Origin of the sequence: Haloplanus sp., assembly GCF_028275055.1 — an archaeon.
Lineage (GTDB): Archaea > Halobacteriota > Halobacteria > Halobacteriales > Haloferacaceae > Haloplanus.
This window is the reverse complement of the sequence record NZ_JAQCNJ010000009.1, coordinates 22,871-37,040: the sequence shown is the minus strand read 5'-3', so window position 1 is coordinate 37,040 and position 14,170 is coordinate 22,871. Positions and strand designations below refer to the sequence as shown.

13 protein-coding genes and 1 pseudogene are annotated in these 14,170 nt (G+C 67.8%); 2 read left to right on the top strand and 12 right to left on the bottom strand.

Annotated features, from left to right (window positions below):
- The 3 genes and pseudogenes from Q0925_RS01235 to Q0925_RS01225 all read right to left on the bottom strand — a co-directional run.
- Nucleotides 1-101 (bottom strand): annotated as a pseudogene (locus tag Q0925_RS01235) (nucleoid-structuring protein H-NS); the annotation flags it as partial.
- A gap of 135 nt (nucleotides 102-236) precedes the next feature.
- Entirely contained in the window at nucleotides 237-1,514 is a 1,278-nt protein-coding gene (locus Q0925_RS01230) for an adenosylhomocysteinase (RefSeq protein WP_299331031.1), read from the bottom strand.
- A 75-nt stretch (nucleotides 1,515-1,589) separates the two neighbouring features.
- Entirely contained in the window at nucleotides 1,590-2,882 is a 1,293-nt protein-coding gene (locus tag Q0925_RS01225; protein WP_299331029.1) for an amidohydrolase, read from the bottom strand.
- A 321-nt stretch (nucleotides 2,883-3,203) separates the two neighbouring features.
- Here Q0925_RS01225 and hisG point away from each other — a divergent pair, with 321 nt between their 5' ends.
- Nucleotides 3,204-4,049 (top strand): ATP phosphoribosyltransferase, encoded by an 846-nt coding sequence (gene hisG, locus Q0925_RS01220; RefSeq protein WP_299331026.1) that lies wholly within the window; start codon nucleotides 3,204-3,206, stop codon nucleotides 4,047-4,049.
- A gap of 15 nt (nucleotides 4,050-4,064) precedes the next feature.
- On the opposite strand, the gene Q0925_RS01215 is transcribed toward hisG, so the two are convergent.
- The 4 genes from Q0925_RS01215 to Q0925_RS01200 form a co-directional block, all read right to left on the bottom strand.
- A complete protein-coding gene (locus Q0925_RS01215; RefSeq protein ID WP_299331024.1) occupies nucleotides 4,065-5,078 on the bottom strand; it encodes a CPBP family intramembrane glutamic endopeptidase in 1,014 nt (337 codons plus the stop codon).
- Nucleotides 5,079-5,122: 44 nt separating this feature from the next.
- A complete protein-coding gene (locus tag Q0925_RS01210; RefSeq protein ID WP_299331022.1) occupies nucleotides 5,123-5,845 on the bottom strand; it encodes a ZIP family metal transporter in 723 nt (240 codons plus the stop codon).
- A 310-nt stretch (nucleotides 5,846-6,155) separates the two neighbouring features.
- Nucleotides 6,156-6,524: a DUF7473 family protein gene (locus Q0925_RS01205; protein ID WP_299331021.1), complete on the bottom strand. Its 369-nt coding sequence runs from the start codon at nucleotides 6,522-6,524 to the stop codon at nucleotides 6,156-6,158.
- A 15-nt stretch (nucleotides 6,525-6,539) separates the two neighbouring features.
- Nucleotides 6,540-7,100, bottom strand: a complete 561-nt coding sequence (locus tag Q0925_RS01200) for a TATA-box-binding protein (protein ID WP_299331019.1) — start codon at nucleotides 7,098-7,100, stop codon at nucleotides 6,540-6,542.
- Nucleotides 7,101-7,202: 102 nt separating this feature from the next.
- Between Q0925_RS01200 and Q0925_RS01195 the strand changes: the two genes are divergently transcribed.
- Nucleotides 7,203-8,171, top strand: a complete 969-nt coding sequence (locus Q0925_RS01195) for a methyltransferase domain-containing protein (RefSeq protein ID WP_299330999.1) — start codon at nucleotides 7,203-7,205, stop codon at nucleotides 8,169-8,171.
- Nucleotides 8,172-8,177: 6 nt separating this feature from the next.
- Here the strand turns inward: Q0925_RS01195 and Q0925_RS01190 are convergent, their stop codons facing one another.
- The 5 genes from Q0925_RS01190 to Q0925_RS01170 form a co-directional block, all read right to left on the bottom strand.
- On the bottom strand, nucleotides 8,178-10,931 hold the full coding sequence (locus Q0925_RS01190; RefSeq protein WP_299330996.1) for a TRAP transporter permease: 2,754 nt from the start codon (nucleotides 10,929-10,931) through the stop codon (nucleotides 8,178-8,180).
- 23 nt (nucleotides 10,932-10,954) lie between these two features.
- Nucleotides 10,955-11,437 (bottom strand): DUF1850 domain-containing protein, encoded by a 483-nt coding sequence (locus tag Q0925_RS01185; protein ID WP_299330994.1) that lies wholly within the window; start codon nucleotides 11,435-11,437, stop codon nucleotides 10,955-10,957.
- Between the two features lie 21 nt (nucleotides 11,438-11,458).
- On the bottom strand, nucleotides 11,459-12,445 hold the full coding sequence (locus Q0925_RS01180) for a TAXI family TRAP transporter solute-binding subunit (RefSeq protein WP_299330991.1): 987 nt from the start codon (nucleotides 12,443-12,445) through the stop codon (nucleotides 11,459-11,461).
- Nucleotides 12,446-12,509: 64 nt separating this feature from the next.
- Nucleotides 12,510-13,106: a protein sorting system archaetidylserine decarboxylase gene (locus Q0925_RS01175; RefSeq protein WP_299330988.1), complete on the bottom strand. Its 597-nt coding sequence runs from the start codon at nucleotides 13,104-13,106 to the stop codon at nucleotides 12,510-12,512.
- Nucleotides 13,103-14,122 carry an AAA family ATPase gene (locus Q0925_RS01170; RefSeq protein ID WP_299330985.1) on the bottom strand — a complete coding sequence of 340 codons (1,020 nt, stop codon included), beginning with the start codon at nucleotides 14,120-14,122 and terminating at the stop codon, nucleotides 13,103-13,105. The genes Q0925_RS01175 and Q0925_RS01170 overlap by 4 nt, the downstream gene beginning before the upstream one ends.
- Between the last annotated feature and the right edge of the window lie 48 nt (nucleotides 14,123-14,170).

Below are 14,170 nucleotides of genomic sequence, written 5' to 3'. Positions count from 1 at the left end.
GCGCTCCCGCTTGCCGGAGCGCGCATGACGGCAAAGCCGGCCGCGTCGAGTTCGTTGACGAGTTCGCGTTCTCGGCGGTCACCCTTGCGGTTCGCGGACATGCTTCCGACTCGGCGGCGGCAGTTCTTAAGTTGCCGGCCCACAGCGTGGGTCGGTGATCTACCCCACCCGTATCGCCGGTCTCTCCCGACACCGGGCAGGATTCAACCGACGAGCCGTCCGCTCGACCCGGTGTCTCAGGTTCCGTGGTCCCACGAGTCCATGTACTCGCGTTGCTCGTCGCTCAGGTCGTCGATGGCGATGCCCTCTGCGGCGAGTTTCACCTCGGCGACGTCGCGGTCGAGGCGGTCGGGCACGTCGTGGACGCCGGCGCCGTAGGTCTCGGCGTTAGCGGCGAGTTCGCGGACACAGACGGCTTGGATGCCGAAGCTCTGGTCCATCACCTCGACAGGGTGGCCCATCGACAACGGCCCGGCGAGGTTGACCAGCCGTCCCTCGGCGAGCACGTTCAGCCGGCGGCCATCCGGGAGTTCGTACTCCTCGACACCCTCCCGAACCTCGCGGTGGGAGGTAGCGAGTTCGCCGAGCTGTTCGAGGTTGATCTCCACGTCGAAGTGGCCGGCGTTCGCCAGCAACGCACCGTCGGCCATCCGTTCGAAATCCTCGCGCGTGATGACGTCGCGGTTGCCCGTCGTCGTCACGAACACGTCGCCCTCGCTCGCGGCTTCGGTTATCGGCATCACATCGTGGCCCTCCATGTGGGCTTCGAGCGCCCTGCGGGGGTCAACCTCGGCGACGATCACGTCGGCGTTCATGCCCGCGGCCTTTTTGGCGACGCCGCGGCCACAGTAGCCGTAGCCGGCGACAACGACCGTCTTACCGGCGATGGAGAGGTTGGTGGTCATCGCGATGTTCGTGAGCACCGACTCACCGGTGCCGTGGACGTTGTCGAACAACGTCTTCATCGGTGTGTCGTTGACCGCGAACACGGGGTACTCCAACGCCCCGTCGTCGGCCATCGACCGCAGACGGTGGACGCCCGTCGTCGTCTCCTCACAGCCACCCTTGAGCTGGGGGATCAGGTCCGGATGTTCGTCGTGGATATGCGTCACCATGTCGGCTCCGTCGTCGACGGTGATCGTGGGGTCGACGCCGACGACCGCCTCGATGGCGTCGTAGTATTCGTCGGTGTCGACGCCGTGGGCGGCGTATGAGGTGACTCCGTCGACGGCGTGTAACGCCGCGCTCACGTCATCCTGGGTCGAGAGGGGGTTACAGCCGGCGATGGACACGTCCGCGCCGCCGACCGCGAGGAGTTCGACGAGAACGGCGGTCTTGGCCTCGACGTGCATCGCCATCGCGATTCGCTCGCCGGCCAGCGGTTCGGCGGCAGCGAAGCTGTCCCGAAGCTCCGAAAGAATGGGCATGTGGGCTTCGGCCCAGTCCATCTTCCGACGCCCTTCGGCCCGTGCGGCCGCGGGGTCGTCGAGACGCTCGTCTATCGTGATGCTCATACGAGTTATACGCGGAGGCGGGGCAAAACGCTACCGTCTCGCGACGCGCCGAGACCGTCGACTCGGCCCCGCGACCTACCCATCCGCCCGCGAAAGCAAGGCGGCGGCGCGCTCCTCGGCTCGCGCCAGCACCCGGGTTTCGTCCAACGTCACCACCTCGCGGTCCCGCATGAGCACCTCGCCGTCACAGACGGTGTGACGAACGTCTCCCCCGCGGGCGGCGTATGCGAGGTGGCTCACGGGGTCGTGATCCGGGGTCAGGTGTGGTGCGTCCAGATCGACGACCGCGAGGTCCGCGGCCGCGCCGGCTTCGATCCGCCCGGTGTCGAGTCCCAACACCTCGGCCCCACCGGCGGTCGCCATCCGGACCGCGTCGGGGGCGGCGACCGCGCTCGCGTCGCCTGCGGCGAGTTTGCCGAGCATGGCCGCGTCGCGCAGCTCGTCGAAGGGGTCGAGATCGTTGTTCGAGGCCGCGCCGTCGGTGCCCAGCCCGACCGCGACGCCGGCGTCGAGCAGTCGTTGGATCGGTGCCATCCCCGACGCGAGTTTCATGTTCGATGCCGGGCAGTGGACGACGCCCGTCCCCGTCTCCGTGAGGAGGTCGACCTCTGCCTCCTCGAGGTGGACGCCGTGGGCGAGAAAGTCCGTCTCGCCACAGAGACCGAGGTCCCGCGCCCACACCAACGGACGTACGCCCCGTTCCTCGACGATCGGATCGACCTCGTCGACCGTCTCGTTGGCGTGGTAGTGCACGGGGACGCCCGCCTCGCTCGCTTTCTCGGCTGCCAGTTCCAACAGGTCGGGCGTGACGGTGGTGAGGCTGTGGGGCATCACGGCCGTCGAGATCCGACCCTCAGCGCTCCCGTCGAGTTCGCGGGCCATCGCCACACTCTCCTCGATATCGGCGCGGGCCGCGTTCTCGTTCTTTCCGGCCGAAATGGCCCCGTGGCCGAGAACGGCCCGCAGCCCCGCCCGATCGACCACCTCGGCGGTCCGGTCGATCTCGAAATACATATCGGCAAACGCGGTCGTCCCCGCCTTGATCATCTCGAGGACGCCAAGCGCCGCGCCGGCCTCGACGTCAGCCGGTTCGAGGGCCGCCTCGACGGGCCAGATATCCTCTCGGAGCCACCGATCGAGGGGCTTGTCGTCGGCGTGGCCCCGAAGGAGCGTCATCGCGACGTGGGTGTGGGCGTTCACCAGCCCCGGCATCACCAGTCCGCCCTCGGCGTCGAGTTCGTCGTCGCCGCCGAGATCCGGTCCGATATCGAGAATCTCACCGGCGTCGCGGTCCACCAGTACGTCCGCGCCGACGACGGTCATGTCCGGGCGCAGGACGCGACCATCACGGATCGAAAGCGTCGCCATACGCCAACTCGCGTCCCGGGCGGGTTAAGAACGGGGGGTCGGCGGACAGGCAGTTATCAGTCACCACGGAACCGGTCCGGGATCCCTCGCCGGCCGTCACGACGCGCCGCCAACGCCGAACCCTCCGCCCGGAACCACGTGCTGTTGCCTTCGATCCGGCGTCGCACAGCCACCACGATGCCGACCCCGAGCCGATCCGCCGGTCCGCCTGGCGACCGCCCCCCGACCCACCGCGGTCGGGAGCGACGGTGCCCTAGACCACCGCGGCCGTACGACCTCGCCCCCGAAAAACAGTTGCCGCCTGCCCGCGACAGTTCGACAATGCGCATCGCCGTCCCCAACAAGGGTCGCCTGCACGACCCGTCGATCGACCTGCTCGAACGCGCCGGACTCCACCTCGAAGGCGGCGCGGACCGGAAACTCTACGCCGACACGGTCGACCCGGACGTGACGGCGCTTTTTGCCCGCGCCGCCGACATCCCGGAGTACGTCGCCGACGGCGCGGCCGCGGTCGGCATCACCGGACTGGATCAGGTCCGGGAATCGGAGCACGATCTGGTCGAACTGCTGGATCTGGACTTTGGCCGCTGTCGTCTCGTCGTCGCCGCGCCCGAGGACGGCGCAATCGCGTCGGTGGCGGATCTAGACGGTGGGACCGTCGCCACCGAGTTTCCGGGGATCACTCGTGACTTCTTCGCCGGTCGGGGCGTCGACGCCGACGTGGTCGAGGTGACGGGTGCGACAGAACTCACGCCCCACGTCGATATGGCCGACGCCATCGTCGACATCACGTCGACGGGAACGACACTGCGGGTGAACCGCCTGGCCGAACTCGAGGAGGTGCTTGCGAGTTCCGTCCGTTTGTTCGCCCATCCCGACGCCGCTGCCGACGGGAAGGTCCAGCAACTGGTGACGGCCTTCCGGTCCGTTCTCGCCGCCGAGGACAGGCGATACGTCATGCTGAACGTCCCAGAAGACCGGCTTGAGGACGTGCGCGACGTGTTGCCGGGGATGGGCGGCCCGACCGTGATGGACGTGGCGGGAACCGACGACGTGGCGGTCCACGCCGTTGTCGCGGAGCGGGCGGTCTTCGGCGTGATCAACGACCTCAAAGCGATAGGTGCAAGCGACGTTCTCGTCACCGAAATCGAGCGACTGGTCGAGTAACGAACGGCCGAGCGACTACGGCGCCGGCTCCCACCGGTCCGGGTTCACGTCGTCCCCGTCCTCGTTTTTCGGGTCGCGCAGGTCCGGTCTCACCACCGCCGGCGCGAGGGCCACCCGCCCGGTTCGCCACCGGACCCACGCGACGATGGCGCCGGTTCCGAGAAGCATCGCGCCCACCCCGAGCAGTCCGGCCTCGGGGCCGAACGCGCCGCCGGTGACCCGTCGTGGCCCCGTTATCTCGACTGCGATCAGGGTCACGTCGACACCGAGCCCCGAAACGGGGAAGCCGTACACCCCGCCCTGAAACAGGTTCCACGTCGTATGGAGACCGATCGGAACCGCGAGTTCCCCCGTCAACACGTAGCCCGCGGCCAGCATTCCACCCGCGAGAACGATGGCGACGGTGCTGACGAGCGTGGCATTCGGGTTGTTGGCGTGTGCGAGTCCGAAAACGAGCGAGGAGACGGTGACCGCGCCCGCCGCGGCCCCGCGATCACCGATCCAACCGACGAGTCCCTCCGCGGCGTTCGTCAGGAGATACCCCCGGAGCAACAGTTCCTCGTAGACGCCGACGATCACGAACGTTGCGACGAGACCGAGAAACCGGACGACGACGCCGGCTCCCGGGCGAGCGGTCCCCGTCACGCGGACCCAGCCGGCACCGACACCGGCGGCAAACACCACCGTGAGCAACGCGGCGCCGAGCGCGAGACCGAACCCGCAGTCGATCCACCAGCCTCTGTCCAGCCGGAGGCCGAAGTCCCGCAGGCGGCGACGGTCGATATACCGTCCGGCGATCAGTATCGCCACCGTCACCGTCCCGCCGACGAGCGCGATGCCCGCGACGGCGCTTGTGGCCGCCGCGACGGCTTCGCCAGCGATGGCCGCAAGGCGTGCCCGGAGCCCGAGTCCGACGCTCGCTCCGGCGCTCGTCCCGCCGGCGAGAAGCGCCGTCACAACGACGAACAGAACCACACGGAACGGGGCACGAGGTCGACGCTCGGCGTCGTTCCACACGAGGCGACGCATGGCTGGCAGGTGTGTGGCGGCGGTAATAGGGGTTGGGTCCGTTCTCAGTGTAGCATGTCAAGCAGGAAAATCGAGAGAAAGCCGACGAAAAACAGCGTCGTCGACACCGGCGTCTCGGGTACCTTCTGTGCCTTGACCAGCAGTTCCTCAGTGACCAGATACAGCAGCGCCGCCGCCCCGAAGGCGAGAATCACCGCGATGGGTGGACCGGTCACACCGTCCAGTGCGAGAATGCCGACGGTGACACCCGTCGTCAGGAGGAGACCGAACGCCGCCGGGACAGCGAGCTTTCGGGGCGCACTCATACCGTCCGGGAGGGCGACGACGCCGGCGACACCGAGAAACAACACCTCGATTGCCAGCGCCACGGCGATGATAACCCCCGTCGACGGCTCCGCGAGAAAGGTGACGCCGATGAGCACCCCGTCGATGAGCATATCGATGCCGACGGTGATGAGGAGTCCGGCCGCGCCGGCGAGGCTCCCACCGACGTTTCGCTTTTCCAAGCGCCTACTGAGGCGGTGGACACCGAGCATCGCCGCGACGCCGACGGCGAAGCCGACGACGACAACCACCGGCGCGCGGTCGTGAATGTTCGGCAACAGTTCGGCGGCGACGGCGGCGGTGACGACGCCGGCCGCGAAGTGTTGGACGTTGCTTTCCATCTGTGGCCCCGGCGCGCGATACACCGCGACGACGCCACCGATCATCGCGGCGACGACAGCTAGCGACGTGTACGACAGTGCCTGAACGAGTGTCCCAGCCATTCGTCACCCAATTCCGGGTCGTCGCATATCAACCCCGGTGTGTTCCGACGCCCGGCCGCGGTCCGGGCCGACAGGATAACGGGCAAAAACATAACGAGCGTATGCGCGAGTTAGGTGCGGGTAGAGCCCACTACACACGATGTGAACCCCGCCACCGCCGACCGCCTCCCGTCTCCCCTAGAGTCACCGATCGACACACTCGGGGACCCGTTCGGGCCGGGGGACCGCTCCTCGGCGACGCCGGGGTGGTACCGCTCGGTGTTGGTCGTGTCGTCGCGACGCCCCCGGTTCGGAGCGTCCGGGCGGCCGGCTACCCCGGCGCCGACAGGATAAGCACGTAGAGGCTGAAGATGATGCTTCCGAGAATAACGCTGACGACGGCGTGGATGGCGGTGACGCCTACGGTCAGGCGTCGGTCGATGTCGTATGCGAACCGAACGAGCGCCGCGTCGACGGCGATGGCGACGACGACGGCCGGAATCGAGGGGAGTTCAAGCGCCGCGGCGACGACGGCGATGGCCGCCGGGAGGGGGCCGACCACAAAGGCGCTCCGGACCGGCACGTCGCCGAGGACGTTCCGCGCGGCGAGGTGTGCGGTCAGCGACAGGAACAACGCGAACAGCGCGGCGGTGCCGGCGACGGCGAGGGGTGTCGCCGACCCGACTTGGAGCGGGACCATCGGTCGGTCGACCCGCTACTCGAGAAGGCCCAGTTCTTCGAGCCGAGTGACGATGACGTCGACGGCGTTCTTTGCGTCCTCGGGCTGTTTTCCGCCCGTGATAACGAGTTTGCCGGAGCCGAAAAGGAGCGCGACCACGTCGGGGTCGTCGAGACGGTAGACGAGGCCGGGGAACTGTTCGGGTTCGTACTCGATGTTTTCCAGCCCCAGGCCGATGGCGATGGCGTTCAGGTTGAGGGTCCGACCCAGATCCGCGCTCGTGACGATGTTCTGGACCGTGATCTCCGGGTCGTCCTCGACGGGGATCTGCAGGGCCCGGAGTTCGTCGAAGACGATATGGAGGCTCTCGTGGACGTCCGCGGTCGACTTCGCGCCGGTGCAGACGATCTTTCCCGAACGGAAGATCAGCGCCGCGGACTTGGGGTCCTGTGTCCGGTAGACGAGACCGGGGAACTGCTCGGGATCGTAGTCCGCTCCTTCTAGATCCATCGCGACGCTCTGAAGATCGAGTTCCTGTCCGATGCCGGTCGACGCCACCACGTTCTCGATGTTGATCGTCCCCTTTGGATCCGTCATGTATCGACTTAAGTGTCGTATTTAAGGTTTAAAAAGGTTGGTGCGATATGCTGATACGTCCGCTCCGACATCCTCATACCCCCGGCCCGCGGAGCACGCGGCGTGTACGGTCTCGAACTCGCGGGTGAGGACGACGTTTTCGCGGCCCGGGAGGCGGCGTGTGCGGCGACGGCAGTTGACGTGGTCGGGCCCGGCCTCGCGACCGCACGTGGCGTCGACACCGACCGCCTCCGGACGCTCGCGTACACCCACCGGGCGATCAGCCTTCTCGGCCGGTGCGAGGCAGACGTCTCGGCCGCCCAAACGCTCGTCGCCGCGGCCGACTTCGACCGTTCGGGGAGCGTCGCCGTCCGGGCCCGCGACGTTCGCTCGACCGCCGGAACCGACACTCGGCGGGCCGAGCGGGTGTTGGGATCGACGCTCGTTGACCGCGGCTTCGCGATCGACCTGGACGACCCGGATCACGAACTCCGGGCCTGTTTTTCCGCCGACACCTGTCTCGTCGGCTGGTTGGCCGCCGAGAGCGTCCGCGAGTACGGCGACCGTCGCCCCACAGACCGCCCGTTTTTCCAGCCCGGAAGCATGGCCCCCCTCGACGCCCGAGCGCTCGCCAACCTCGCCGGCGCAGCCCCCGGGCGAACGATCCTCGACCCGATGTGTGGGACGGGAGGCACCCTGATCGAGGCGGGACTGGCCGGGGCCCGCCCGGTCGGTGTCGACGCCCAACGGAAGATGGTGCGGGGGGCGGGTGAGAACCTCCGTGCGTACCTCGACGACGACTTCGTTCTCCTGCGGGGCGACGCGACCAGACTCCCCCTCGTCGACGACGCGGTCGACGGCGTCGTTTTTGACGCCCCCTACGGCCGGCAGTCCAAGATCGCACGCCACGACCTGTCCGACCTCGTGGCGGGGGCACTCGGTGAGGCCCGCCGGGTGGCGCCGCGCGCGGTCGTCGTTGCCGACCGGTCGTGGGCTGAGGCCGCCAAAACGGAAGGGTGGACCGTTGACACAACGTTCCAACGGCGGGTTCACGCCTCGCTCACCCGTCACGTCCACCTGCTGACCCGGTGAGCGGGGTCAGGCGGTTTCGGGCCCGCGCTCGTCCGCCTCCGCCCCCGCCTCGGGGGTTGCGGGCGCGCCCGCTCCCCCGCGCCGCCGGTTCCAGACGAGCAACACGGCGAACAGCACGAGGCCGACGCTGCGGAGGGCGACATCGGCGGTTATCGACACCTCGTCGCCGCCGCCAGTTCCGATCCCGACCAGCCCGAGGACATCGAGTCCGGCCCGAACGCCGAGAGCGGGCGCCATTAGGAGGAGCGAACTGACCGCGAACGCGGCGCGCTCGCCCCACGAGACGGTCGTGTAGACGAAGCCGATCACCGTCGCCGCGAGTGCGATGACGCCGAGGAACACCCCGGCGACGGGGATGACCACCTCCGAGAGCAGGTAGCCGACGTCGAGCAGGTCCGCCGGACCGACGACGTGGTACTTCTCGCCCACTTCGAGGTCGGCGGCGTTCGGGTTCCGCCGGAGCAGAACGATTCCCGGCGTCAGCACGAACGCGAAGGGGACGATGGCTTTGTTCAGGGAGAGCGAGAACGCCTCGATACCGGTCTGGAAGGCGTCGGACTTGGCGACGCCGGCGGCGGCGTAGGCGGCGACGGCCACCGGCGGTGTGATGTCGGCGATGACGCCGAAATAGAGGATGTAGAGGTGGGCCGCGAGTTCGGGCACGCCGAACGCGGTGAGCGCCGGTGCCAGTAGCGAGACGAGGATGATGTAGGTCACCGTCGTCGGCATCCCCATCCCGAGTAGGATGGAGGAGATGGCGGTGACGACGAGCAAGAGGACGAGCGACCCGCCGGCGACGGCCTTGATCAGCGCGACCAGGTTCGGCCCGAGGCCGGAGACGCTGATGACGCCGGGGATGATGCCCGCGGCGGCGACGGCGACGACGACCGGAACCGCGGTGCGTGCGCCGCCATCCATCGATTTGCCGACGAAGACGCCGAGCCGATAGAGGCCGTTCCGGCCGAGGGTGGATCGGCCGATGGCGCTCGCGGTGGTTCCGGCGGCCTCGTCGACGGCGTCGTCGAACTCCAGTAGCGGCGATTCGAGCAACGGCCGCATCGCCAGCGTGAGCACGCCCGAAAGGAGGCTTATCATGCCGAGACGGCCGATGGTGGCGGCGAACGCGGCCCGGAGCGACCGGCCGCCCGGCCCGCCGCCCGCGACGGCGACGATGGGGCCGGCGCCGGCGAGGTACTGTGACGCGAGCATCACCAGAAACAGGCTGGAGAAGACGGCGCCGAGTCGGGCCCGTGTCTCGTCGCTGTAGGCCGCCACGAGCGTGATGAGCGCGGCGATAGCGATGAGCGTGAACCACGCCGACCGAGCGACCGAGAGGCGGGCGACGATGAGGTAGTAAAGTAACAGGCCGACTGGGACGAGGTAGAACCACCCGCGCTTGAAATGTGGCCACTTCTCGACGAGTTCGTCGGCGTCCAGTCCCCCGATACCGAGCCGCGACGCCTCGAAGTGGACCATCACCCAGACGCCGAAAAAGAAGACGATGGCGGGGATGGTGGCGGCGACGATGACGCTCGCGAACGGCGTCCCGGTGTACTGGACGATGAGGAAGGCCGCCGCCCCCATCACCGGCGGGAGGATCTGCCCGCCCGACGACGCCGACGCCTCGACGCCGCCCGCGAATTCGGGGCTGTACCCCGATTTTTTCATCAGCGGGATGGTAAACGCCCCCGTCGTGACGGTGTTGGCGATGGAAGACCCCGAGATGGTCCCCATGAATCCGGAGGCGAGGATAGAGGCCTTGGCCGGGCCGCCCTTGCGTTTCCCCGTCACCGCGTACGCGAGGTCGATGAACCACTGCCCGGCACCGGACATCTCCAGAAACGCGCCGAAGAGGATGAAGATGTAGATGAACTGCACGGAGACGGTGACCGGGATGCCGAACACGCCGTTTTCGGTGTTGTACCAGAGGTTCTGGATGATGGAGGGCCACGAGAGTTCGGGGATGGAGAGCACGCCGACGTAGGCGGCGTTTTGGGGAATGAGCACGCCGAAACGGGCGTAGATGATAAACCCCGCGACGATGAGCATCAACCAGAGGCTGATCGCCCGGCGGGTCGCTTCGAGGACGAGAAGGACGCCGACGACGCCGAGTATCATGGCGTACGACGTCCCCGTGAGGGGGCCGAGCAGTCCCACGACCGGGTCGAGAAACGTGAACACCTCGTGTATCGGGCGGCCGGCCTCGAGGCCCAGCGCACGCATCCGTTGGATCTCGTCGAAGTCGGTGATGAAATACGCCGCCGACAGCGTCGCGATGGGGATTAGGGCGAGGTCGAACGGCGTCACGCGGTCGAGGTCGGGGTCGACGAACGCCCACCGGAGCACGCCGCCGACGCGGTGGGTCAGGCGAGTGAGGGGGTGCTCGCGGCCGAGACGGGCATCGAGTAGTCGGCCGAACGCGATGACCCGACGCGAGACGGGGCCGTCGCCGGTGCTGGCCGGATACAGCAGGAACGCCAGAATGAGGCCGAAGGTGACGTGGACGGCGTTTATTTGGAGCAACTGGAGCGAGACGAACTCCACCTCGCCGACGAGGGGTATCGACAGCGAGAGCGAGAACCCCTTGGCGGCAAGCCACGTCTGGAACAGGGAGAACGTGATGCCGACGGCGGCGACGGCGACGGCCGCCGCGCCGCTCAGCGAGCGCCGGCGCTCGATTTCGTTGATGATGTCGTCCGGGTCGTCCGGCATCCGGTCGGGCGCCGAACTCTCCTCGTCGGCGGGTGAGTCGTTGGTCATGGGTCAGTCGGCCGGCGAATCGGTCATGGGTCGAGTAGCGTCGTCAGCGCGGACCGGTGGCGAACCGAGAGGGTCACCGACCGGCCGTCGGAGAGGGCTACCAAGTCGTACGTTCGGTCGTCGACGTGCAGGCGGTGCCCGGCGACGGCACCGGGGGCGACGGTCAGTCGCTCGTAACTCCCCGGTGGGTCGTAGGCGAACGTCCCGTTCGTTCGGGTGACGTTCGCACCGCTCGGTAGCCCCCAACCGTATGATTCGAACTCCATGCGAGTCATCTCGAGACGGTCGTCGCGGACGGTGTACGCCTCGTAGACGCGGGTCTTCTCGACGCTGTGGGTGTACTCCAGCGCGACGGTGGAGCCGTTCGCTACTGGGGTGTCGAGATACGTCTCGCCCGTCTCCGCGTCCTCGACGACGAGGACTGCCCCGCCGGGGACGGCCGCGGCGCTTCCGAGCACAGCGACGAACACCGCGAGAGCGACGAGGCCCCCATGGGTCGTGTTCATCTATCGACGGCGAGCGATCCATTACCCCTCGAGGTACGCGGCGGCGCCGGGGTGGAGTTCGATGGACATGCCGTCCTGTGCGGAGTCTCGCCCGATGAAGTCGGTCTTGAGGGTGAGGTCGCCAACGTTGTCGAAGATGGCGGCGGTGACCGCCTCGACGGTGGCCTCGGGGACACCGGACCGGGTGGCGATCATCGCCTGAACCGCCACCGTCTCGACGGCGCCGGAGACGCCGCTGTAGGTGCCGGAGGGGATGGTGTCGTCCGCGAACCAGGAGGCCGCGTCCTTGACGCCTTCGCGGTTCTCGCCCATGATGGGCACGATGTGGATGTCGTTCGTGGTCGCGAGGTCCTCGATGGCGCCGACGGGCCACCCGCCGACGACGAACGCGGCCGCGATGTCGCCGTTCCGCAACTGGTCGGCCGCCTGCGAGAACGAGGCGTTCTGTTCCTCGAAGTCCTCGATGCCGACGGCCTCCAGAATCTGGAGCGCGTTGACCTGCGTGCCCGACCCCAAATCGCCCGTGTTGATGGTCGCTCCTTCTAGGTCCGACAGCGTCTCGACGTCCGTGCTCTGGAGCGTGACGATGGTGATGGTTTCGGGGTACAGCGTCGCGACGCCCATCAGACTCCCGACGGCGTTGTCCATGAACGCCTCGATGCCCGTGCCGTTCTTGCCGAAGAAGGCGACGTCGTTCTGAATCAGCGCAAAGTCGGCGTCGCCGCTGGCGAGGTTCCCGACGTTCTCGACGCTGGCCCCCGTCGACTGGACGTTCAGCGTGAAGTCCGTGTTCTCCTCGACAACTGACTTGAACTCGTTCGAGAGCGGGAAGTACGTCCCGCCGGTGCCGCCGGCGTGCCACGAGAGGCGGGTGTCGGAGCCGCCACCGCCGTCGCCGCCATCGCCGCCGTCACCGCCGCCACCACCACCGCTACAGCCGGCGAGTGTGGCGACGCCAGTCAGTCCGGCCGCTCGAATGAACCGTCGTCGGCTCGAATCGTCTGTCATACAGTTAACAAATGGTCGGCCGGTAAATAAATATCCGCCCTCGAACGGGGGGACGGAGCCGGGTCTATGGGTTCCGCAGGGCCACCACCGTCTCCGCGGCGCGTACGGTGTCACCTTCGGCGACGAGCAGGTCGTCGCGGTCGTACTCGGCCGGAAGAAGCACGTCCGTCCGACTCCCGAAGGCGATGTGGCCGATTCGGTCGCCGCGCGCTACCTCGTCGCCGGCGTCGACGTAGGGGTAGATCCGCCGAGCGAACCACCCGGCGATCATCGACAGTTCACACGAGTCAAGCGTCACGTCAACCCGCTCGTTGCGGTCCGAGTCCTTGGAGAAGGCGGGGCGATGTGCGCCCGGTCGGTGGGTCCGTGACTCGACCGCCCCGTCGAGAGGTGCCCGGAGCACGTGGACATCGGTGACGTTCAGGAACACGCCGACGCGGACGCGGCCGTTCTCCTCGCGAACGACTGAGACGCGGCCGTCGGCGGGAGCGACGACGCCTCCCGGTGGCGGCGACCGATCGGGGTCGCGAAAAAAGTAGATCACGAAGAGACCGACCGCGACCGCGAGTGCGCCAAGAGGCGGCGCGGCGACGGCCAAGGGGACGGCGGCGATAAGCGGCGGGAGAGCGAACCGCCGCGAACCGGGGGCGAGTCCGGTCACGCCCCTTGGGCCTCCGTGTTCCGTTCACTCCACGCCGAAAGCAGGTGTGTGAGATGCAGTCGGTCGTTCGTCCCGGTCACCACGTCGAGGTCGACCTCCCCGGCGAGGCGGTGCAGGCGTGCGAGGTCGTCGCCGTCGTACCGTTTTCGCGCCGCAGAGAGCAGATCGATGAGCAGCGACTGCCCGTCGTACCCCTCGTCGTCCAACAACGTCCCGACGGTCTTCCGTGCCTCGGCAACGTCGCCGGCTTCCGTGGCCGCCAGCACCGATCGCAGTTCGTCGTCGTACCCGATATCTTGCAGCGTCTCGTGGACCGCGCTCATCGTCACCTCGTCTGCCTGTCTGGCCGTCGTCTGTGCTCCGAGAAGCCCTCGACGGAGGTCGCCGTCGGCGTAGCCGGCGAGAAACTCAAGGCCGTCGTCGTCGTACTCGACCTCCTCGGCCTTGAGGACCCCGCCGACGACGGCCTCGACCTCGTCGGCTGTCGGGGCCCGGACCGGCACCGGGAAACACCGCGAGCGGACGGGGGCGATGAGCGTCGACGGCTGGCGGGTGACGATCACGAACTGGGTGGTACGGTGGTGTTTTTCCATCACCCGTCGGAGCGCCTGTTGAAAGTCCTCGCGGATCGCCTCGGCGTTGTCGAGAACGATCGTCTTGTACTCGCCCGAGACGGGCGCGTAACTCGCCGACTCCTTCAGAATTCGGTTGATCATATCGCGTTTCGCCATCCGGGACCGACCGGTGAGAAAGCTCTCAAAGCGTGGGTCGTTCCGGATCTCCTTTTTAGTCCGGTCGAAGAAGTCGGCGACGTTGAGTTCCACGAGGTCGTTCGCGTCGTTGTGGGCCGCGTCGGCGAGTGCCCGGACGGCGGCGGTTTTGCCCGCACCGGGCGGTCCCTGCACGACGAGGTTCATCGGCTCATCGACCGCGCGCCAAAGCCGGTCGCGCACCGCCGCCTGTGGCAGGTCTTCGATGTCCGGGGCGTGTGTGTCCGTCCACAGGGGAGCGTTCATCGGTCGACCATAACGTGTCGTCGGATAAGAATCCCGCCGTCTCGGCCG